The sequence below is a fragment of the Candidatus Melainabacteria bacterium genome (genome assembly GCA_003963305.1).
Taxonomy (GTDB): Bacteria; Cyanobacteriota; Vampirovibrionia; order Obscuribacterales; family Obscuribacteraceae; genus PALSA-1081.
Window position 1 is genome coordinate 237,406 of sequence record RXJR01000018.1, and the last position, 22,944, is coordinate 260,349.

At 50.2% G+C, this 22,944-nt stretch carries 15 protein-coding genes; 10 read left to right on the forward strand and 5 right to left on the reverse strand.

Features of this window, described 5'->3' with window-relative positions:
- The first annotated feature begins 168 nt into the window (after nt 1–168).
- The 4 genes from EKK48_18455 (at nt 169) to EKK48_18470 (ending at nt 6,903) form a co-directional block, all read left to right on the forward strand.
- Nucleotides 169–2,721, forward strand: a complete 2,553-nt coding sequence (locus EKK48_18455; GenBank protein ID RTL39917.1) for a glycogen/starch/alpha-glucan phosphorylase — start codon at nt 169–171, stop codon at nt 2,719–2,721.
- A gap of 305 nt (nt 2,722–3,026) precedes the next feature.
- Nucleotides 3,027–3,629, forward strand: coding sequence for a hypothetical protein (locus tag EKK48_18460; protein ID RTL39848.1), 603 nt, complete (start codon nt 3,027–3,029; stop codon nt 3,627–3,629).
- 84 nt (nt 3,630–3,713) lie between these two features.
- Complete coding sequence (locus tag EKK48_18465; protein ID RTL39849.1) at nt 3,714–4,658, forward strand: acyl-CoA desaturase; 945 nt, start codon at nt 3,714–3,716, stop codon at nt 4,656–4,658.
- Between the two features lie 115 nt (nt 4,659–4,773).
- The gene (locus tag EKK48_18470; protein RTL39850.1) at nt 4,774–6,903 is read left to right on the forward strand and encodes a hypothetical protein; all 2,130 of its coding nucleotides are present in this window, start codon (nt 4,774–4,776) and stop codon (nt 6,901–6,903) included.
- Between the two features lie 68 nt (nt 6,904–6,971).
- Here EKK48_18470 and EKK48_18475 read toward each other — a convergent pair whose 3' ends face one another.
- Nucleotides 6,972–8,735, reverse strand: coding sequence for a DUF4832 domain-containing protein (locus EKK48_18475; GenBank protein ID RTL39851.1), 1,764 nt, complete (start codon nt 8,733–8,735; stop codon nt 6,972–6,974).
- A gap of 121 nt (nt 8,736–8,856) precedes the next feature.
- Between EKK48_18475 and EKK48_18480 the strand changes: the two genes are divergently transcribed.
- From EKK48_18480 to EKK48_18500, 5 genes are all read left to right on the forward strand, one after another.
- Nucleotides 8,857–9,648 carry an MBL fold metallo-hydrolase gene (locus EKK48_18480; GenBank protein RTL39852.1) on the forward strand — a complete coding sequence of 264 codons (792 nt, stop codon included), beginning with the start codon at nt 8,857–8,859 and terminating at the stop codon, nt 9,646–9,648.
- 158 nt (nt 9,649–9,806) lie between these two features.
- Nucleotides 9,807–11,378, forward strand: a complete 1,572-nt coding sequence (locus EKK48_18485; GenBank protein RTL39853.1) for a DUF4388 domain-containing protein — start codon at nt 9,807–9,809, stop codon at nt 11,376–11,378.
- 266 nt (nt 11,379–11,644) lie between these two features.
- Nucleotides 11,645–13,612 (forward strand): molecular chaperone DnaK, encoded by a 1,968-nt coding sequence (gene dnaK, locus EKK48_18490; protein RTL39854.1) that lies wholly within the window; start codon nt 11,645–11,647, stop codon nt 13,610–13,612.
- A 148-nt stretch (nt 13,613–13,760) separates the two neighbouring features.
- The gene (locus EKK48_18495) at nt 13,761–14,753 is read left to right on the forward strand and encodes a hypothetical protein (protein ID RTL39855.1); all 993 of its coding nucleotides are present in this window, start codon (nt 13,761–13,763) and stop codon (nt 14,751–14,753) included.
- 212 nt (nt 14,754–14,965) lie between these two features.
- Nucleotides 14,966–16,174 carry a hypothetical protein gene (locus tag EKK48_18500; protein ID RTL39856.1) on the forward strand — a complete coding sequence of 403 codons (1,209 nt, stop codon included), beginning with the start codon at nt 14,966–14,968 and terminating at the stop codon, nt 16,172–16,174.
- A 12-nt stretch (nt 16,175–16,186) separates the two neighbouring features.
- Here the strand turns inward: EKK48_18500 and EKK48_18505 are convergent, their stop codons facing one another.
- Nucleotides 16,187–16,687, reverse strand: coding sequence for a peptidylprolyl isomerase (locus EKK48_18505; protein ID RTL39918.1), 501 nt, complete (start codon nt 16,685–16,687; stop codon nt 16,187–16,189).
- A 549-nt stretch (nt 16,688–17,236) separates the two neighbouring features.
- The gene (locus tag EKK48_18510; GenBank protein ID RTL39857.1) at nt 17,237–18,100 is read right to left on the reverse strand and encodes a glucosamine-6-phosphate deaminase; all 864 of its coding nucleotides are present in this window, start codon (nt 18,098–18,100) and stop codon (nt 17,237–17,239) included.
- A gap of 33 nt (nt 18,101–18,133) precedes the next feature.
- On the opposite strand from EKK48_18510, the gene EKK48_18515 reads away from it, so the two are divergent.
- Nucleotides 18,134–19,036, forward strand: a complete 903-nt coding sequence (locus EKK48_18515) for a hypothetical protein (GenBank protein ID RTL39858.1) — start codon at nt 18,134–18,136, stop codon at nt 19,034–19,036.
- 13 nt (nt 19,037–19,049) lie between these two features.
- On the opposite strand, the gene EKK48_18520 is transcribed toward EKK48_18515, so the two are convergent.
- Nucleotides 19,050–20,690 carry a phospholipid carrier-dependent glycosyltransferase gene (locus EKK48_18520; GenBank protein RTL39859.1) on the reverse strand — a complete coding sequence of 547 codons (1,641 nt, stop codon included), beginning with the start codon at nt 20,688–20,690 and terminating at the stop codon, nt 19,050–19,052.
- Nucleotides 20,691–20,759: 69 nt separating this feature from the next.
- Entirely contained in the window at nt 20,760–22,829 is a 2,070-nt protein-coding gene (locus tag EKK48_18525; GenBank protein RTL39860.1) for a hypothetical protein, read from the reverse strand.
- Nucleotides 22,830–22,944 lie beyond the last annotated feature (115 nt).

Below are 22,944 nucleotides of genomic sequence, written 5' to 3' on the forward strand. Positions count from 1 at the left end.
TCATCTGTCCTGCCTGCATCGTTCCAACCGCGGCTTGAGCTTGAATGCTTTTCATTACTTACTGCTATTCCTTTTCCGCGGTCTTCGCATGAACACTAGACGTTAAGCGCATCACCTGCGAAAATGGCGCGATTATCGTGGGCGCCGCTTTTGCAGTTGCATGAGCAGATGGCGCACAAGTTCGAGGTGGCAGTTGTGGAAAAGAACGTCAAGAATCCTACAGTGGTTGTCGAAGATGACCGTACCGGTACTTCGGTTGAGACGCTGAAGCGTGCAATCGCAGATAACCTCTTCTACATACAGGGCAAGTTCCCAGACGTTGCTACGAGAAACGACCAGTACATGGCATTAGCCTATACAGTGCGCGATCGATTGGTGCACAGATGGCTTACCACCACCAAGCAGTTCATCAAGAATGATGTTCGAGCCGTTTGCTATTTGTCTGCGGAGTTCCTGCTCGGACCGCATCTGGTCAACAATCTAGTCAACATGGGCATTTTGGAAAATGTCAAAAAAGCTGTGGAGGCTTTGAACATTGATTTTGAGATGCTCGTCAATCAGGAAGAGGAGCCAGGTTTAGGGAATGGTGGTCTGGGTCGTCTGGCTGCCTGTTATATGGATTCTCTGGCTACGCTGAATATCCCTGCCATCGGATACGGTATCAGATACGAATTCGGGATTTTTGAGCAAGTGATCAAAGATGGCTGGCAAGTAGAGATCACAGACAAGTGGTTGCACTTTGGTAATCCCTGGGAAATTCCTCGCCCTGAGCACACCATGGAAGTGCAGCTCGGCGGTCACACCGAAGGCAATCTCGATCCTGACGGTCGATATCGGGTGAGATGGATTCCAGCTCGGGTAATTAACGGTGTTCCTTATGACACGCCGATTTCTGGTTACAGAACCACTAATACGAATACACTGAGACTCTGGAAAGCAGAAGCGCCTGAGTCTTTCAACTTCAAAGCATTCAATACGGGCGACTACACTGGTTCAGTGCAAGAAAAGATGTTTTCGGAAAACATTTCGAAAGTTCTTTATCCCAACGACGAACCAATTCAAGGTCGCCAACTGCGTTTAGAGCAACAGTATTTCTTCACTTCATGCTCGCTGCAGGACATGATCCGCATCCACTTCGCTAACGGGCAGAAGTTGGAAACGTTCCATGAGAAGTTTGCAGTGCAGCTCAACGATACTCACCCATCGGTTGGAATCGCTGAATTGATGCGACTTCTGATTGACGTCTATGCGATGGAATGGGATGACGCGTGGGAGATCACGCACAAGACGTTTGGTTACACCAATCACACCTTGATGCCGGAAGCACTGGAAAAATGGGAATACGACCTGTTTGCCACAGTCTTGCCGCGTCACATGGAAATCATTCTGGAAATCAATCGTCGTTTTCTAGACGAAGTGCGCGAAAGGTTCCCCAATGACGAAGCCCGTTTGAAGCGCATGTCTATCATCGACGAGTCGGGTAGAAAGTTCATCAGAATGGCTCATTTAGCCAGTATCGGCAGTCATGCAATCAACGGAGTGGCTGAGCTGCACTCACAGCTGGTTACTGTTGATGTTCTTAAAGACTTCTACGAGCTATGGCCGGAGAAATTCGGCAACGTCACCAATGGTGTAACGCCGCGCCGGTGGATGGTCGTCTCCAATCCAGAGTTGAGTAGTCTTATTTCGGAGACTATCGGAGAAGACTGGGTCACTGATCTTACTCAGCTGAAGCGTCTCGAGCCATTTGCCAATGATCCGGCTTTCCGCAAAAAATGGGCGGAGATAAAACACCAGAATAAATTGCATCTGGCTACGTATATCAAGATGCATTCCGGCGTAACTGTTGACAGTCACTCGATTTTTGACGTGCAAGTAAAACGTATGCACGAGTACAAACGACAGTTGCTCAACGTTTTATATGTGATCACTCTCTACTTGCAGATTAAAGACGGTCACGCGAAGGACGTCAGCCCTCGTACGTTTATCTTCGGCGGTAAAGCCGCACCGGGATATGCCATGGCCAAGTTGAGCATCAAACTCATCAATGGTGTAGCAGATGTGATTAACAACGACCCGGATATCAAAAACAAGATAAAAGTGGTCTTCCTGGCTGACTACTGCGTCAAACTCGGGCAGCAGGTGTATCCAGCCGCCGACCTGTCTGAACAGATTTCAACAGCAGGAAAAGAAGCATCCGGTACCGGTAACATGAAGTTTGCCATGAACGGTGCGCTCACGATTGGCACTCTGGATGGTGCCAACATCGAAATTAGAGAGGAAGTGGGCGCCGACAATTTCTTCCTCTTCGGTCTCACTGATCCTGAAGTGAAGGAACTGAAGGCCAACAATTATCGCCCTCTCGACTATTACGAAAGCAATGAGATGCTGCGCCGCGTCATCGACAAGATAGGCGATGGCACGTTCTCAGAAGGTAGTCGACAGGTCTTCGCACCTATTGTCGATACGCTTCTGAATCGCGACGAGTGGATGTTGCTGGCTGACTACCAGGCGTTCGTAGACGCTCAGGCTCGTGTCAACGAAGCTTATAAGCACAAAGACGAATGGACCAGGATGTCTATCTTGAACGTGGCGCGTATGGGCAAATTCTCGTCTGACCGTGCCATCAAAGAGTATTGTGAGAACATCTGGAACGTGAAGCCACTCAAGGTAGTTCTCGAAGACATCGATCCTGTAGCCGCTGTCTGCGCCATTTATTAGGTCGCTTTCGGGCTGGTTGGTTTAGCTTTCATGGAGGTTGATTTCGCCTCCAGATGGTTACTTTTGTCGGCGGAGTGGTTACTTTCAACGTATTAGAAAGAATATATACAACTGCCCTTCTTTCCATGGCGGTCCGCTATGTTGCGCAGTATTGCAACCCGGCAAATTTTGTGACTGGCACCTATTGGCATTCTCCTGCTGCTTAACGAAATGGCCGAGGTCGTAAGCTGCTTTTTGGGCTACCATTGGCACGAGTATGTGGTACGATGATTTCGTAACTACAAATTGCACTCGCGTAACTACAAATGGGCGAAGAGAAGCAAAAGACGACCAATATCAGTCTTCGCATTCCGGAGGATTACCGGAAGCGTCTTCAATTGCAGGCCGACAAAAAGAGCATCAGTTTCAATGCTCATGTATTGCGAGTGCTGGAGATTCACATGATGAGCTCCGGCTTTGGTCCGACGTCAGTTACGTCGACGTCCGGAAGACTCTTTCAGATCAGATGTGAACCCTACGTAGATAATGTCGATGAAACCACCTGGGCTTTTTTCATCGATGAGCCGAAGTTCGAAAAAGAGCGCGCCTATTACCTTATCGGCATCGGCAGAACGATTTTGAGAGACTGGCAAGTCAAAGATAAATCGACGGTCGCGAAAGAAGTTGGATTAGCTTTGTTGAATTATTACAATCGGCAGGGGCTAGAAATAGACAGGCTGGCTTGGACGCAATATCCAGGACCCGATAACGATGGCAGACGTGTGTTGCAAGTTGCCGAAGTACCTGAAACACTTGAGCAGTTTCTCGACCTATTGATGACCGATAAATGGACAGACAAATATTTAGAGGCCGCAGACAAAAGTCAGGATATTCGAAGAGGTAGACAGGAATCAGCTTTATACAGATAGCACGTAGCGGGCCGCGCAGTTGACTGCAAGGCTTTTAAACGGGTCGGGAAATCAGGCAAACTGCCGAAGGTCAAGGAAGAGATAGTGGTTGAGTACATCTTACTGTTTATGCTTTTTTACACGTGGCACGCCATGGGCATTACCATCGGCTACCACCGACTGTTGTCGCATCGCTCATTCTCGTGCTCTAAGCCGGTTGAATATTTCTGGGTTCTGGCTGGATTTTTAGCTTTCGAAGGTTCACCAATCTGGTGGGCGACGATTCACCGTGCGCACCACAAATATGTTGAAACTCCATTGGACCCGCACTCACCGAGAGCTCTCGGCATTCAGTATGCGTTCACTGGCTGGTTGGCAGAGAAAGAGTATGCTCCGCATCTCGATCCGTACAAGCAGTGCAAAGATCTGGTTGCCGACCCAATTTATCGCTTCCTTGATTTTGATGGCAGATTGCCACTCGGTCACGCCATGGGATTCGCTTGCTGCTTTGCTTTCAGATTGCTGTTGTGGGCTGTTTTCGGATGGCAGGTTGCTCTCTGTTCATTGCTGGCTGGTGCGTCGGTACTGTCGATTCCCCTCATGCTCAACGTTGTCTGCCACATGCCAAAACTCGGCTACAAGAACTACGCGCTCTCCGATGACAGCGTAAACGTCTGGTGGGTTGGATTGTTGGCTATGGGCGAAGGCTGGCACAACAATCACCACGCTGCTCCTGGTTCGGCTAAGAGCGGTATGTTGGCTCACGAATTTGATGCCACCTGGTTGATGCTCAGATTCATGAAGAGTATCGGTCTGATTCAGCGCATGAACGTCGCAGACCACAATGTTTTGTTGGCTCGCACTGCGGCGCAACTGGCGAAGCAAAACGATATGACCCCTGTAGCCGTTCAGGAAGCACCGGCTCTCGTCACCGTTGGTGGTGGCAAGAACAGCGGTCGCGTTCGTGATTTTGGTGCTAAAAGAGCTGCTGTGCGTAAGCGTCGTGAGCTGCTCACGAAGCGTCTGACCAAGCAAGCGACTAACTCCTGAACGAGACGACAGTCTCAAACGAGACTGTCGTCTAAACTGAGTTCGATGGTAACCCGCGCCCAATGCGTCTTATAGCAAAACTAATAGTGAATTCTTAGATTCAAGAACAACCTTGTTGACAAGCAGCAATTGGTCCAAACTCTTTCTCATTAGTTTTGCTGCGCTCTTTTTTGAAGTTCTGGTCATTCGTTGGCTCTCAACTGAAATCAGAATTTTTGGGTATTTCAAGAATCTCATTCTGATGGGAGCCTTCGTTGGGCTCGGTCTGGGGTGTGCCAGCGCCGGCAAAGCTGAGTCAGGCACTGGTACGAAATCAAAAGGCGCAGTCGGAGAGTATTTCCCTTATCTGCTTCTTGTTCTGACCGGTTTAATTGCCGGGGCGCCTTATATTGGGCTCAATCACATCAACTTTGTCGTGCAAACAGATGTTTTCTTCTGGTTGCAGCAGGCTGACATTGTCACTTCAATCGGGCAACTGGTTACTAATATTGCCTGGGTGATTGTTCTGTTTTTGCTTGTTGTGAGCGTCTTCGATTCTCTCGGTCAACGGCTCGGAGAGGAGCTGGCCAAGCAGGAATCACTCAATGCCTACTCAGTCAATCTTGGTGGCAGTGCTGCCGGAGTGCTGATTTATAACGTGCTTGCCTTCATGAAGACTTCGCCTGGCGTCTGGCTTCTGGTGGGAATTGCCTCTGTCTTGCCGTTTTACAAAAAGCCACCGCAGCTGATTGCTCTTCTTGTTTCAGTAATTATTGCTTTCTGGTCTGTGGGAGACAGTCAGTGGTCTCCGTACTATTGCATAACCACCAAACCGTATACGACTAAATCAAACCTGCCCGGCATTGCTGAGTATCGCATCGGAACAGCGATTGACGTGAACCACGTCACTTTCCAGCGTACTATCGACATGGCGCCGGCGTTTGTAGAGCAACATCCCGAGTTGAAGTTGCTGCCCGAGTACGCCACTTACAATGTGCCTTATCAGATTCGCACAGATGCGCAGAATGTGCTCGTGCTTGGTGCCGGTTCGGGCAACGATGTCTCGGCTGCTTTGCGGCATAACGTCAAGCATGTCGATGCAGTTGAAATTGATCCGACTATTCTCAGCTTGGGCAAAACAGAACACCCCGAGAAGCCTTACAGTGACCCCCGTGTTTCAGCTTACGTCAATGACGCGCGCAATTTCCTTTCATCCGACAAAACGAAATACGACCTGATTGTTTTTGGATTCGTCGATTCGACAGTTAGCTTTTCTATGCTTTCGTCGGTGCGGCTGGACAATTTCCTTTATACGATCGAGAGTCTGAAAATGGCTACCGAGGCGCTTGCTCCAGATGGAGTGGCATCTTTGAGCTTTGCTGCCGGTGCACCCTGGGTTCGCGACAGGCTTTTCCAGATGGTGCAAAGTGCCTCCGGAATGGAGCCGATTGCCCTCAACAGTGTCTATTCCAACAACAATTCCATCATCATTCTGTGGGGTCCGGGAGTCAATGCCAGGCGCGCAGAACTCTTGTCTCGATTCAAGAATCTGGTCATTCCGACTGCACAATTAACGTCGCCACTGCCACTGTGCACTGACGATTGGCCGTTTCTCTACCAGAAAGAGCGGGCTTTGACTTATGCTTACGGCGCGATGCTGGCTTTGTTGCTGCTCATTGCCGGTTCTTTGACTATTTCTCGTTTTCGCCTGCAACCAAAGAGTTTTTTCAACTATGGGCAGTTCTTTTTGCTCGGTGCCGGTTTCTTGCTTCTGGAGACCAGAGCCATGCTGGCTGTAGCCGTGTTGTTCGGTTCAACATGGCTGGTCAGTTCGATAGTTATTTTCTTGATTTTGATTATGGCCTGGTTGGCTAACTGGGTTGTGCAGCGTTATCCAGATCTAAATAAGGCTTTCGCCTGTGGCGGTTTGCTGATTTCGCTCGTGGTGTTGTATATGGTGCCCCTCTCGGCGCTCTCCGGGCTTGATTGGTATGCGCGTCTGGGCGCTGCCGCACTTGTTATCGGGCTGCCATTCACATTTGCCGGGTTGGTCTTTTCCAAGACTTACGCCAGAGCGCTCGAGCCGGGTAAGGCTCTCGGTATAAATATCCTGGGGGCTTTATTGGGTGGGTGTTTGGAATATTTTTCAGTCATTATCGGCACCCGCGACCTGGTCATCATCGCTTTTGTTTTGTACTCAGGTGCTTTTCTTGCTGATTACTTGTTGACTAAGAACAGCGACGCAGCCCCAGCCACGACCAATTAAAAGTCACGATCCGGGGCAGACCGGACCTGGTGTGCATTAACTATACGTGCAGACCCCGACGCCCCTTCTTATTCCACTACCTGGACTTTGCCGGCTGCGATTGTATCTTGAGCGGTCAGGTGATCGGGCTTGAGTGCATCGAGCAGCTGCAGCTTGCGTTTTGTATCCGCATCAATCAGAGATAAATAGACGGAGTATTGACCAGGGCTCAGTTTAGGCATTTTCAGGCTTTCTTCCCAGGTAACTGGTGTGCCTGCAATCCACTTTTGAGTCGGTACCTGCGGGGTGTGCAGTGACTGCACAACAGGTTTGCCACTACCGTCTCTCAGCTCCAATTGCACTTTATAGCTGGAGGCGACATCCTTATCGAATTGACGGCTCGGTCTCATCGCCGGTGCACTGCCAAGGTTCAGGAAAGTGAAAGATGCCTTGAGTGGTTCTCCCGATTTCAAGTCGGAGGGCAGCGTGATGTTCTGCGATACGAGCTGGTATCCCAGTTTTGAGCGCAGTCGTTCAAGTGTGTGAACAACAGCTTCGTCTTTTGCGGTAAAAAATTGCGACGGTACTTCAATGAAGCTGATGCCGTCATCGAGAGCAAACTTAGCTAATTTATCCAGAGAGTCGCTGGTGATTGTTGGTGATAATCGATAACCAGTTATAGTGTCGGGCTTGAATTTAAGAAGGACGCGATACTGGTCGAACCCGTGTTTAGCGTCTGCAATGTTCTGTCTGGTCAGATAGACGCGCTGTCCGTAGCGATAAATCAAATAGTCGCTAATTTCGTCCAGTGAGTCTTCACCGGCTCTGTTTGCTGTGGGTGGATCGATGTCGAAGTTGAGGCGACAAGTAGGGAATGCATGCGGGAACAGATCGGCGACATATTTCCAGTGCTGAACAAGCTGGCGCTGATTCATGCCAAACTCTGATTTGAGTGATGTTTCCAGCTTGGCGTGATCGTCTTTGTTTTCAATGTTCGGTATGACAAGCGTACCGCCGCCAACGCCACCGCCTGTAATGCCAACGCTATGCAGGTTGGTGTTTTTGTCGTAGCGTGATCCCAGGGCGTTGATAAAGTTGGACCATTTTGCCAGATATGTCGTGTCCCAGAAAACCGGCATGGTAGTTGTTTTTCCATTCGCTCCGGTGAAGGAAACCGATTTGGCACCGGCGTCGAAAACCCATTTTGGTGTATCTGAGTCGGTTAAACCACATGTGGTGACTCGCAAGATCACCGATTTTTTGTTCTGCCCTGCTAAATCCAGTAAGTGATCGATTTGTTTCCATTCGAATTGCCCTTCTACAGGCTCCGCTGATGCCCATGGCACCATGACGCTGAGTCCATTGACCGAAGGCTGAGAGAGGATTTCTTTGAGCAAATTATCGTCCGGCAACTGTGACAGGTCGATATTGGCAAATAAGCCCAGTTCTTTATTGGGAACGGCTTGTGCACCGGCCAACTCCGTACCTTTGAAGGAGCGCTTTTTGATGATGCGGTCTTGTGAATCGTTTAGATAGGTTTTTTCGTGAACAGGATTGAAGTACTTCAGAAACTCCCCGGCCTTGTTTTTGGGCCGCATTTTGCCTTCAGGATTGTCATTTGGGGCTGCCGTTTTCTGATCTGCATCTTCCTCTTTAGCGGTTGGCTCATCGGCATAGGCTGCCGAAGCAATCGAGATGGTGAGCGCAATCGATGCATATGCAAACAAGCGTTTCGTAAACATTTCTTCTCCGTTCCGTCCGGTGATCTTGATGTGTTCCTGAGCACAGGCTGATTTCTCAGCTATCGTGCACTTGATTTTACTCGTGATCGACAGACTCTGTCTTAAGCGCATCTACTTTGATGGTGAGAATGCCTGCCTTACTTGTTAATGCACGCATCACTTATTTCAGTATGGCTGAGTATTCGGCAGCCAAAAGTGTTAACATGCCGCTGTTCACAGCAGTTTTACTGCTCTGTACTGGAGAACCGAATTGAGCCTCACATATCTGGGTCACAGCGCCGTTCAGTTTAACGTCCACGACTTGACTATCTATGTCGACCCTTATTTCAAAGATCCAGTTGATTGGACGACACTGCCTAAGGCTGACCTGGTGATTTTGACGCACGGGCATTTTGACCACGGCGTCCTGTTTTCCACTCAGCTATATGAAGCATGGAAGTGCAAATTTTTGGCACCGCGAACTCTCACGCAGTGGATGCAACGTAAGTACAAGCGAAAGATTCCGGCAGATTCGATAATCTCTATTGCTCACGGTGAAACCGTAGAATTCAAAGGTCTTTCCATTACAGCTATTCCGGCACATCACCCTGTCAACCACATGGGCAAGACGATTCTGCGACTTTTTGCTCGCTCGTCTGCTCCTGGTAAACCGGTGAATGGCTATTACTTCGATGGCTACTATCATGCCGGCGACACCATCTACACTGCCGACATCCCCGAAGCTCTGGCAAACAAGCCAATACACACCGCCTGTCTGCCAATCGGGGGAAAGTATGGTGTAGCGTCGCCTGCTGAAGCGCTTAAAATCGCTGAGCAAATCGGTGCCACCCGCATTGTTCCGCTGCACTGGCAGGCGCTTGTCGAGCAGGTGCCGTTTCGTTATCAGTCGTCTGACTTAGTTAAGCTTGCCAGAGACAGCGCCACGAAGGTGGCAATTTGTCCCCTGGCAATCGGCGAATTGCTGGAGCGATCAGAGTCAAATAACGGCACTGCGCTTGGTTTGGATACTTCCACGATCCGATAATGCGGCGATCGGCTGGAAGAAATTTCTGCCTGGTGCTTGGAATCTGCGCAGTCTTGCACAATTTCGTTGGTTGTGGGTAAAACCTAAGATAGGGGCCATGGCGGCGTATTTGTCTCTGACGGGATTTTCCCGGATGCAGGGACGCAAAGTGAAACTAGATGATTCAGAATCAGAGGCAGGATAATCGCCATAACATTCGTTTGCCGAATCAGGCAGAGATTCCTGATTTGAAGCAAATTTACGCTTTGCAGGCTCAGGCTCAATCCAATTCCGGGCGCACCGTTGAACTACCTTTTGGTGAAGCTCCCGACGATTACATTCTCACTATTTTTCGCGATAAGACCAAAGGTGATTGGCTCTGGATGCTCTATCACGGGCACGGCGGCGATTCGATTCTGGAATGGAGCTACGTCACGCCAGATCCCGGTGTCATTTACAACGTCATGGCGGCGCAGTTTCCGGGCGCTTTGCTGAAGCCGATCGTCATGGCTGAAGAAGCTGCTCGGGCAGATAGTGCCGCCCAAAACGGTTATGAGGTGCTCAAGAAGAGCCAGGTTACGACAAGCAACTATGACCAGTTATCGGGGTCTGCTAATCAAGAGCGCCAATCAACTACAAGCGGTATGTCGAAATTGCAGCGGCCGACTCTGGAAGGGGAGATTGAAAATCTCTCGGTGCCGAATCTTCTGCAATCAATTGCCATGGGCAAAATGACCGGACGCCTTGAGATTGTCTCCAATACAGACGTTGCAAATGTGCATTTCTTTGAGGGGTCACCCTTGCACTGCTCTATGCGTGGAGTTGAAGGCGATGCAGCTATCATCGAGCTTGTCGGCTGGAGCTCAGGAGCCTTTCGGTTTTATCCCGAGCCGAGAACTCGTGTTGAGACAGTCAAGAAGCGTCTTGACTGGCTGCTCATGGAAGGTGCAGCTTTTGACGATCAACAGAAATTTTTGAATGCCCGCGGGTTGACGCTGGAGTGCTTTCTGGTTCGGAAGCATAACAACATCACTGAGTCGATGTTCGAGCAGATGGTTGCCAAAGGCGCGTGCAACGATCTGCGCTTGCTCAAGGGCTTTTATCAGTCGATCGACAGCAAGAGCACCCTGGTGGAAGTCTTGCGCCGCCGCCCACTGCCAAAGATTGACTGGGTCTTAATCCTTTATACGCTTGTCAGTTGCGACCTGGTTCATTTCGTGGAGCAATTGCCCGATACTCCAAAGCAACCGGTGAGCGGCGTTCCGCCCGTTGATTGGCAGGTAGTGCGTTCATTTGAAAAGAGTATGTTGCGTGCAGATACCGAGCTTTACACGTATCCAGCCTATCTTTACTTCCTGGAGAAAGAATTTGCACGCTTTGAAAGATTCAGTCAGCCTTTTTCCATCATCATTATTGAAGCGACCGTGCGCAACGCCAAAAATCCCAAGCAGACCGACCCGCTTCCTCTGCCTGCCGTCAAAGAAGTAGCAAAGCGCGTTGATCGTTTGAAGAGAAAGACTGATTTGCTCGGACACTACGAGACTAACGGATTGGCGCTGCTGCTGCCGCTTACAGACGGTACGTCGGCGCGCAGCTTTGCTTCCCGGCTTGCCGACGTGATAGTCAGTACGCCGCTTGCAGAGGGGTTTGACATGGCATCTTTAGTGCTTTCTGTTGGCACTGCAAGCATTCCCGAGAGCTGTCAGGATCTTGGTGCAATGTTGGCGATGGCAAGACCGACTAAAGCTTGATTTGCAGGGAATAACATCAGAGACCAGATGCTCGACTTAGTATTCATGTTCTCCCCGACCAAGGAGGGTAATAAAGTTTCACCGCGCATTTATAAAGCTTTGTATAAGTTTATTAATCTTACTAGTTCAGATTGTCATCATTGGAGCAAGGCGGGCCGCCGTTTAATATAGACGGGTAGAAGTCTCGGGTCTCACCGTTTACGACGGAGGCCCAAGTATAATTCCGTTGGGTCTCCAGCTTTTTAGGAGCATAGGGAGTTTAAAAGATGGGTAAGTCAGTAGGCATCGATTTGGGAACCACTAACTCAGTGGTAGCCGTAATGGAAGGTGGCCAGCCGACCGTGGTTTCCAATGCTGAAGGTGGGCGCACTACGCCGTCTGTAGTCGCATTTACTAAATCCGGCGAAAGATTGGTTGGTCAGTTGGCGCGTCGTCAAGCAGTGTTGAACCCGGAAAACACTGTGTATTCGATCAAGCGCTTCATCGGACGCCGATTTAGCGAAGTCGAGTCGGAAAAGAAAATCGTCTCTTACAAAGTTAAAGAGGGCGGTGACGGCGGTTGCAAAGTCGCTATTCAAGGCAAAGATTATTCGCCTGAAGAAATTTCGGCGATGATTTTGCGCAAGTTGAAAGAAGACGCCGAGAAGTATCTCGGTGAAAAAGTTACCAGCGCTGTAATTACAGTTCCGGCTTATTTCAACGACTCGCAGCGTCAATCGACGAAAAATGCAGGCACTATCGCCGGTCTGGAAGTGTTGCGTATCATCAACGAGCCTACAGCTGCAGCGCTCGCTTACGGTCTGGACAAGAAAGAAAACGAGACGATTCTCGTATTCGACCTGGGCGGCGGCACGTTCGACGTATCTGTACTGGAAGTAGGCGACGGTGTTTTCGAAGTAAAAGCAACATCTGGCGACACCCACCTTGGCGGTGACGACTTCGACCACTGTATCGTCACCTGGGTCGCCGACGAGTTCATGAACCTTGAAGGCATCGACTTGCGCAAAGACAGGCAAGCTTTGCAACGTCTGACTGAAGCAGCAGAAAAAGCCAAAATCGAACTTTCATCGGTTATCGAAACCAACCTTTCATTGCCGTTTATCACAGCCGATGCCACTGGACCAAAGCATCTCGAGATGAAGTTGACCAGAGCTCGTTTCAACGAACTGACTCGTCACCTCGTTGAGCGTTGTCGCGCACCGATGGAGCAGTCGCTCAGAGATTCCAAGCTTAGCTACGAAGCTCTCGATGAAGTTGTGTTGGTCGGTGGTTCGACAAGAATTCCTGCCGTTCAGGAACTCGTGAAGAGCTTGACCGGTGGTAAAGAACCCAACCAGAGCGTTAACCCCGACGAAGTAGTTGCCGTAGGCGCCGCGATTCAAGCAGGCGTGCTCGGTGGTGAAGTCAAAGGTGTTGTACTGCTCGACGTTACTCCGCTTTCACTCGGTATCGAGACGATGGGCGGCGTGATGACCAAGTTGGTGGAGCGCAACACGACCATTCCAACTCGTAAATCTGAAGTATTCTCCACAGCCGACGACAACCAGACTGCGGTAGACATCTATGTCTTCCAGGGTGAGCGTCCGATGGCTCGAGACAACAAACTGCTCGGAAACTTCCGACTCGACGGAATCCCACCTGCATCCAGAGGGCAACCGAAAGTTGAAGTTACGTTCGACATCGACGCAAACGGCATCATGAACGTTACCGCGCGCGACCAGTCGACCGGAAAAGAACAAAAAATTACGATTACTGCCAGTACCAACATGTCAAAAGACGACATCGAGCGCCTGGTCAGAGAATCCGAAGCTCACGCCAGTGACGACCGTCGTCGCAAAGAAGAAGCGGACGTGCGCAACGAAGCCGACAGCATTTGCTATGCGGTGGAAAGACACATTCGCGAACTTGGCGACAAAGTCACTCAAGGTGAAAAAGCGCGTGCCGAAATGTTGGTCAACGATCTGCGTCAGAAACTCAAAGACAACGCCGATCAGGAAACCATCAAGAGCATCATGAACGAATTGCGCGGTGCCCTGGTACTGTTGCAACAGGCTGCCAACACTCACGGCGGCGGCGCCTCCAACGGTGGAGAAGATATGGGCGGCGATCCAAACGCCGGCTATGACTACGGCACCGGTGGTAGTGCGACGGGTGGTGATGGCGGATACGGTGCCGGATACGGCGGCGGATCCGACGAAGTTGTGGATGCAGAGTTCCACGCTTCCGAAGAGTAATCGTTCGCGAATAACTCGCGTAATCAACTGCAAAAAAGCGCTTACGAAAGTAGGCGCTTTTTGTTTGGTGGTTATAAACCGCTTTACAATGTATTCTAGAAAAGGACTCGCGGTTTCGTAATCTCTAAGCGGAGTGGGAGTTTCGAAGTTGAGTATTGGCAAAAGAACTCTGATTTTAATAGTGACGCTATCGCCCTGGTTTGCGGCCGGTTCGTCTGTTGCCGCTCCTGCCGTTGGCAGTGGGGCTCAGTCTCAGCCTCAGTCGTCCGTACCAGATATCGGCGCTTTAGAACGGCGTTATTTTGGTCGGACCTATGATAAAGATGCGACTGACAAGCGAATTCAGCGTCTGGAGCTGCTTTTATTCGGTGCCACCCAGGATGGCGGCATGGTCGAGCGCCTGGATCGAGTACAGCAGTCTGCCGCAGAGCGTGCTAAAGCTTCTCGGGTCAGCTCGGTACCAGGCTCTGATTCAGCCTCGATTGCAGCTCTGGAAAGAAAAATTCTCAAGAAGAGTTTCGATGGTGAGCCGCCCACACAGCGCCTTGGGCGTTTGGAGTCTAAAGTTTTTGGTCAGGCTTCGCCGTCTATGAGCGTTGCCGACCGTGTTTTTCGCTTGAAGAAAATTCTCAATGTCGAAACGCCGTCAGTCAGTCGTCTCCCTTCAGTGCCTGAGTTAAACGGAATGGGCGGTCTGGGCGGCAACGGGGGAATGGGCAGCATTGGCGGACTGGGTGGTAATGGACTGGGCGGCAATGGACTGGGCGGCAATGGCGGTCTGGGCGGCAACAACGGCATGGGAAGCATTGGTGGCTTGGGCGGCAGCGGAGACATGGTTGTTCCGTTTGGCAGTTTTTCGTTCGCGCCTTTTGCTAATGGTCGTCCTGATGAGATGACTCAGCAAATGAATGAGATGATCAAGCAGTTGAACAAGTCATTGCGTGGTATTCACAAGCTTCCAGACGGAGCGCCTGATGTCGCGCCCTTTTCCGGACCTGGCTCCGTACCGTTTAGCGGGCCGAATCTCTCACCGTTTTCCGGACCGAATGGAACGCCCTTTGTGCAGCCTTTTCGTACGCTTCCGCAACAACAGCATCGTGATACCGAACTGCCACCATATTTAGATCCAAACAGTATTTAGACGATACTGTTTTGCGATACCACAGGTGGTGGCGCACGATCGATGCCACAGTAATAGCGTGAGAAATTTTAGAGAATTCAGCGGGTGGTTCGTGAGTCATATTTAAGCGAATCTCAGCCAGTATTAAGCGGCTTTAGCGTTTCTCCTTTCGGCAACCACTAAAATAGTCAAGTGTTAGCCATCAGGGCTGCAATCCATAGCAGAGACTGAGTTTGCCGAGTACCGTTGAAATCAAGCGTTCGAGTTCTGCCCCGGCAGGGCTTGAGCAAAAACAAAAGCCCTACGGTAAGAAGAAGGGCTTGCAGACTGCTGCCTGCTGGGCGATTGGCTTGTTTATAGCGGTCAACGGTGTGCTCACGGTGACTAATGTCGAGCACAAGCCAAAGGGCTCGGCTAACGACTCCACTCGTGATTTGTGGAGCGGCACAGGCTCAATCGATCTGGCTATAAATGGTCTGGCCGAGCTGAAGCAGCGCCCGACTGTTATGTTGCTCGGGTCTTCTTTGATCATGCATCCGTTCTGGGCTATGGATGCAGAGAAGAACCCTCATTTGCCTGATATTTTCCATTACCACGGGTCAAATGCCCTGGAAGAGAAGCTCGCTTCACTCGGAGCGCCAGAGCAACGTGTATACAGTCTGGCCATTTTCGGCGAGATGATTTCAGACGCATATATTTACGTAAACGACTTTATGAAGGGTGATAAGAAACCTGACGTCTTGATGTTTGGTATTGCACCGCGTGATTTTAGTGATTCAGATTTGCCTGCTCCAATGGCGACATTTACATTCAAACGTCTGGTTGGCATGGATAATTTCCCTCGTTACGCCGAGTCATTTTTGCCAGGCTGGAACGATAAAGCGGATTTTGTCGCCAGCCATTCTTGCTTTTTCTACGGAAAGCGCTGGCGTCTGCAACACGAAGTGCAGCGTGTGGTGGATCGCTTTTACAATCTCGTGGGCATTCCCAAAGAGAGCGCTATCGCAGCCGCCACGCCCGATCCAGACAAGAATACAGCGGGCTTTATGCTTAACGGATCAGCGCAAGAGCGTTGGACTAACAGCGAAAAGGAGTACCGCCGGCGGTATCATGGTATCGGCGATAAGGACTTGAGCATTCAGGAAGGATTCTTGAAAAAAGTTCTCGACGTCTGCGCCGAGCGGCACATCAAGGTCGTTCTCGTTAACATGCCGTTAGCGAAAAAGAATCGTGACTTGATGCCCCCGGACTTTTACAATAAGTTCAGAGCTAAAGTCGCTTCCATTGCGCAAAGACCTGACGTGAAGTTCGTTGACCTCGGTCAGTCTCCAGATTTCACCGAAGACGATTTCTGGGACACAGCGCATTTGAATCATTTTGGCGGCAGAAAATTAATCGATCGCATAGCACCGGCGATCACTCAGGAACTGCCTGGGCAGTAGACTCTGCCAGCGTCATTGCTGTTCTTGAACGCTTATCGATTTGATATGGTCGCCTTTAGCGATACGGTTGACTACATCCATGCCGCTTAAAACTCCGCCGAAGACCGCATATTGATTGTCCAGGTTCGGTTTCGGACCAAGCGTAATATAAAACTGGCAGCTGGCAGTATTTGGACTCGATCCAAATCTTGCCATGGCTACTACTCCGGCGGAGTTGTGACGCAGTTGGGGGCTGATTTCCAGCGGTAAAAAACGCGGCTGACCGGTTCCGGGGGGAATGTATAGACCTGTCCCGTTTCCCTGCGGGCAGCCACCCTGAATGCAGAAACCAGGCTCAACTCTGTGGAATATCAATCCGTTGTAGAAGCCTTTTGTGACGAGGTCGATGAAATTTTCTGATGTAATCGGAGCCAACTTCCGGAACAGTCTGATTGTGATGTTGCCTTTGTCTGTCTCGATGATTGCAATTGGGTCGGGCTTGTTCGGATCAGGCATGACGGCGGGTCTGAACATCGCTGCGCCCGGGTTTCCCTGACCCCGCGGAACGATTGGATTGCCGGGATTGCTCGCACCGGTTGGTGGCGGTTGAGGGGTGCCGCTGTTTGCCGGTCGTTGAGCTGCACCAGGCAGCCCTGGTGTTGTGTCAGCGGCTGCACCGCCAACTCCGGGAGCCTGACTTGAAGCACCGCTCAAGCCGGGTGCTGCGGTCGCGGCGGTAGGAGCCGTAGCGGGCGTGGTCGATGACGGTAGAGTCACGTCAGGCGGAATCATATCGCTTGAAAGCTGTGCCTGTGCTTCAGTTCCGATGAATTCCAGTCCGGAAAGCAGGGAGATCGCAGATATCAGTGTCAGATATTTTGTCCGACGAAGCATCGTGTTTTAACCGTAGTACCAGATCCCATTTTAAAACTCATATCCATTGTACGGTCAGTAGAAAAAAATTGCCGCATCCCACCTGACGCAGTCAGTTGAGCGTTAAATCCGGGTCGGGTCTGGTCGAACTGGTTGCTTCGGTAGACGTCCTTCTCCGCACTGCATGTGGTGCAGGAAGGCTCTTTGATTCTAAAATTCGAAATCTGTGAGCACCGTCACGTGGGCATGCAAACTGAGATAAGAAGCTGGAATGTTAGGGTCGACAGAACCAAGCAAAGCCTTTTCCAGGATGCCTTTCTTGTGAGCGCCGCTGGCAATCAAAATAAGTTTTTTGCTGTTCAAAATAGTTCTGATGCCCATGGTGACAGCACGATAAGGCACAGTCGTGCCGGCTGCAAAATATGACTGATTAGCTTTGCGTGTAGACTCGGTCAGCCAGATGCTGTGAGTCCAGCTTTCAAGCGGTGTTCCGGGCTCATTGAAAGCTATATGGCCGTTTGTTCCCAAACCTAATATGGTCAGGTCTAATCCGCCTTTCGACTCGATCAGCGCGTCATAGTCGTCGCAGCCGCCTGGATTGAACTTATTTTCGGGTGCGACGTTCGTGTACTGGTACAGGTTGCTTTGCAGGAAGTGCTGAAAGGTAATGCTCTCATCGGCTTCGACGTACTCGTCCAGCTGAAAACAACGGGTCTGCGACCAGTCGACTTGGTTGTTTTTGCTCCAGTCCGCCAGAAGTTTGTAGCAACCAAGGGGTGAATTGCCTGTCGGCAAACCAAAGCAGCTGTTCGGCTTGCTGCGAATCTGAGCAACTACCACCTCAGCGATTTCTGCGCTCAGAGTTTCATATCTTTCTACTATGACTGTCTTCTCTTTCTGCACGTCAGGTGCCTGTATTATCTGCCATTCGAATTGTCGCGCTGAGGATAGAATCGCTCCTAAGCCGGGTAGCTTACTGCTTAGGATATCCTGGATGCCGGGGCAGTCTTGACTGCTCAAACATTCTTGGATCTGAAAACATGTTTCTCGCAAAACATGTTTCAATGTTTTCAGTGATCATAAAACGAGTCGGGCGCGGATTTGATAATGAAATCAAAAGCTCTAACAATTCTCGCAGCCGTTTCTTTCTTTTCGGGCTACTTAGCGATTGATTTTGCCTGTCCGGCTCTTGCTCAGTACGGAAGAAAGCTTCCCCGTGCCAGTTTTGGCGGTGGAACAAGTCAATATGCAGGCGGGACGACCGCGCTGCCCCGAGTCAATGGTGTCCATCTCATTGACGGGCTTGACCAGGGTCCCCAGCCTCCCCAGTCTGTGGGCGGTAATCAAGGCGACAATGGACCTTACAACCCCGGCGAGCAAGCCGTTAACTGGGAGCGGGTGCGTTGGGAAGCAAAGAAGATGCCATTACTGATCTGGATCAGTCCAGGTTTGAAGCTGCCCGAGTGTCCGTTTTCGCAGATTCAAAGCACGCGCGTCGACCAGGTGACGCAGATTCTATTCAGCCCGGACCCTTTCCCTGTGACGCAATGCCCCGGATGGACTCCCGAAGTAAACGATCAGGTTGCCGCAGGCATCGAGCAATGGCGTGAGTTTGAAAAGGAAGGCTTATTCAGTTTTGCCTTTACGGACGATCCTCGCAACGCTCACATATTGGTTTTCTTTACGGATAATTTCAAAGAGTCTGATTCGCCCGGGGGAATCTCTGTCGGTGGGATCACCTCTGCTCAGATTTATCCTATTGCTCAGGCCCAGAAGGTGAAGATTCGCCAGAAGCCGGTTGTAATCGAGCTTTCGACTATGGTCAACAGTACTCCGGTAAAAATGCAGGGGGCTTCTGCTCACGAATTCGGTCATGCGCTGGGCATTAAGGCTCACAGTCAGGGCATGTGGGACATCATGAATGTGAATCGCGTCACCAACGTGCTTTCACCGGCAGACAAAGCGACAATTCGCTATCTGTATCACAAGCCGGCTCAATGGGTGATGTGAACTTGCCTTTTTACTAATTGGGCAATCTTGGTACTTTGGGGACGAACTTATAAAGCCGCCAGTGAAAGCCTCGCTGCAGGATGGTAAAAGCGTTTTTTACAGCGATCTCTTTGGGTTCAATCTCTTTTACGATTTCGCTGTTATCGAACAGTTCTTTGAAAAACTTGCATTCGCGTGGATACTTTCGGGGTTCTGCAAGATAAAGAGGACAGTGATTGTCTGTCCAGATGAAGTACTTGTAGCCCTGTTCATAAATGTCGAATGGTGACTGATAGTTGCCACCACATGCGACATCAAAGTAGCTTGGATCCCAGAGCACATCCAGCACTTTGAAGTTGCTTTTGTGTGCTCCTTCCCACACTCCTACGAAGCAGACTTGTGTGCCATGAGGAAGGTGGTCATTTATCCACTCATAGAAAATGATGTCTGTGCTGACAAACGCTCGAACGGTATTGTTGCGGCAGACTTGCAAGAAGGGGCTCTCTTCGATGTAGAGCATAAAGCAGCCCATAATCACCGTGTAGCAGATGAGCCCGAGTTTGGGATTGAGCCATGATTCTAACTTTCGATGTAGATATCCACCGCAGGTTGCCAGCGTGCTGGCTGCAAACAGTGCAAACATGGGCATTGCAGGAACGAGCCATTTAACAGCATGGAATACGTGCAAGCTTGTCCCCACTAAAATCGCCAGAGTGTAGACAGCTAGTGTGATCGCATAGAATTGTCGTTTCCACAGGGCCAGTGCGGCACCGACTAGTGCCATTGCCCATTGAGGTTGAAACAGTTCTTGCGGTATACCGAATGTCATGTACCACATGAAGTTCTCTGGTGGCGTAAGTCCATCGCAGCCCAGCCCGTGTGCCGCTTTTTCTTCGATCAAGTCTTTGTGCAGAGTGGTGGGATCCAGAAATACATAGGGTGAAGTGATTGCGAAAACAGCAAATGCCAGAAGCAATCCATACGCTGCCAGCAAGCCGGTTCGTCGCAAGGCCTGCATGTCTTTTCTGTTCTGGTACAACAAATATGCGGTCACGAAGACAAAGACTTGCAGCACCGCCAGTGCCGGCCATCTGCTGGATACTCCCAGACCTAGAGCCACTCCGAACACAGTTTGTGTTGCAAATGTAGGTTTGCGGCAAAGCTTAAGGCTGGCAAAGATGGCGACGAGCGTGTAAAAGAGCGCACAAACATCAGAGCGAAGCAACTGACTCCAGGAAATCACCAGGGGGCTGATTGCGAAGATCCATATTCCTATAGGTGCTGTTGCTTTGTTGAAAGCTAGTTTGCCAATCTGATAAATCAAAGGGATGCTGGCAATAAGCAGAAAGACATTCAGATAGCGCGGAATGTAGAAGAGCAGCCAGACATTGTCGTACTCGAATTTTGGAATGTCGAAGTCAGGGTCCGACATGGTGCCATGAAATAACACAGCATTGAGAAAGTGAAAGTATCCGGCCAGCGGATAGATCAAGGTCGAGCCCGGGTGCGCCAACCAGTGAGGGTTTAAGTCTCCGGTGTGGACCATGTTCAGTGCGGTTCGCACAGAAAGTACTTCATCGAATTCTGGTCTGTATGGGCAATCGCCTGTCAGCCCCCAGACCATAAAGGCAAAGGTAGCCAGCATACACGCAACGATTGCGATTCTTGTTCCCATTTAGAAATTTGCAGATCTTCTAATCGTCAACGAACGCACCCTGCTTGTGTTTCGTCACTAATATTCCCGCTAAGTGGTTTGTTTACTTGCCGCGCCCGAGGCTTTTTCTTTGCCGGTGCGTTTGGCACCATTTATAGGACCGTCCACGTTCAGTCCATGCCGTTGCCTGATTGCGGCTATGGCCTCCATTGTCCAGTAGTGATATTGCCTGTCTCCCGTCCAGTAATCACTGAGAGGCAGCAACTGAGCCAGATCTTGCGGCGTACCCATGCGAGTCATCGCGTTTAATGCATTTGTTTTAGCGATTGATTTGGAATTGATGATTTTGCGAAGAGTGGGCAGGCATTTTTCCTTTTCGATAGAACAGAGCACATCCACTGCGTTGCGGCTTACTTCATCATTGCTGAGCGCAAGCTTCTCGAGCTCATCGCATACATGTCTGCCACCGATTGATTGAAGTGCTTCGCCTGCGACATTGTAGTCGTACTGAAACTTCATTTCCTTGAGGTGTTCCAGGATCAAGTCTGCCGCGCCTGTCTCTTTTAAATCTCCCAGTTCAACGATGATCCAGTCTTTGGCTAGATGAGGTAACCCATTGCTTTTCGCGAGCATGCGGGTCAGCAAAGCTCCTCTGTTGAGGTTTTTGTCGAGCAGTGGTTTGAGGCTCGACCAGATACTCTGCGCTCCTGAGCCTTTCAGTGCTTCATCGACGGGGTGCAGATCTTGCTGGTCAGCTATCCAGATCAGTTCCAGCAAAGTGATCAGCTGACTTTGCTGATCGTTGCTACTTCTGAATTTTTCAGACTTGATTCTCTCGAGCAAATGTGACGCAGCCTTATGTCTGGCTTGACCGTTCAGTTTGGATATACCGAAAGCCGCCATACGATTGGCTTTTCCGAAAAGTGGTTCGATCCGGTCCAGCAGTGTAATCATGCTGTCGAGGCAGTCTATGTGCTTAAGCTTTTGCAGAATTTCGGCTGCGTCTGTTGCCTCCAGATAATTTCCCGTGAGAGCGTCTTCGGTAACGAGAGGCAAAATTGAATGGCGGATTTCATCCTTCTGGCGTGTCGATGCATATGGTATCGCTTTTAGTGCAGACCAGCGGCGCGCATATGGGTCGCTTTTGTTATTGAGGATCTCCTGAATATAAAATGGTACGGCTTCATTGAATTTACCGGCAGCGTAAAGCTCTTCACCCTTTTGATAACTCGTCTTCGGACGCGCCTGGGTTGCCGTTTTGGATGCACCGCCGCGACGTTTGGAAAGATAGTCGAGAGCAACGTTTTTGGTATCGGCAAAACCGTGTTCGTAAGCATCTGAGATGCATTCATCTACGCCGACGTCACCCGGGTAGTAATAAATCAATCGGCTCAGTGCCAGGCTTCGCAAGGAACGATCAGGAGAGGGAACAGCTGCTATCAAGTAAGGCAGCGAGCGTCGATCTCCGCTGCACGCCATCCAATCAAGCAGGGCGTGCCTGGTGTCGATATCCGCCTTCTCATATAGATTGGTGACAATCGAGAAGTTGCTTTTGTCGTGCATAGTTCCCAGTGCGGCGAGAAACTCCTTTCTGAAAAGCGTTTTTGCATCTTTCTTAAAAGGGCTCTGACAACGGCTGGACGGATCAAGAACCATCTCGCTGAGTGCTTGCAACGACTGCCTTTCGGACGTTGACTGGAAAATACTGGTCAGACATCTTGTGGCGGAAATTTTGTCAGCATCATCATAAAGTTCAGTTGCGACCAATACTTTCGATGACGGATCTCTCGAGAAGAGCGCAAGAGAAATCTTCTCGTTGCTGTCATTGGGAAAAATACCGGCTAAATAGCGATCGAGCGGAATCTCTAAGGTCGTTCCTTTCAGCTTTTGATCGCCTTTCAATACTTCTGTCACTGACAGTGTGGCACCAGTTGCGCCGTCAGCTCTGCGTAGTTTGCCTACGCAGACTGCATCAGCCTTATGCCAATCTTCCGAAATTGATTGTGCCTGTCTCTTATCGGCGCCGCTGTGCATTTTTATCGTGGAGGTTGTAGCAGCAGCTGAAAGCGGCTTTACAAGTGAGAGAAGTAGCAATGCAATCAATGTTATACGACCAGGTCTCCCACAACAAGCTATTCTCGATAGTTTTCGATTGTGCATGTGTTCCTCTTCAAGTCCCGGTCTGAGACGACTAAGAACAGACTCGATCGAGCAGGTTTGATAGTTCGACGTTAGCACTGTCGAATCACTCAAGTAACAGGAAAAGCCCTGAAAG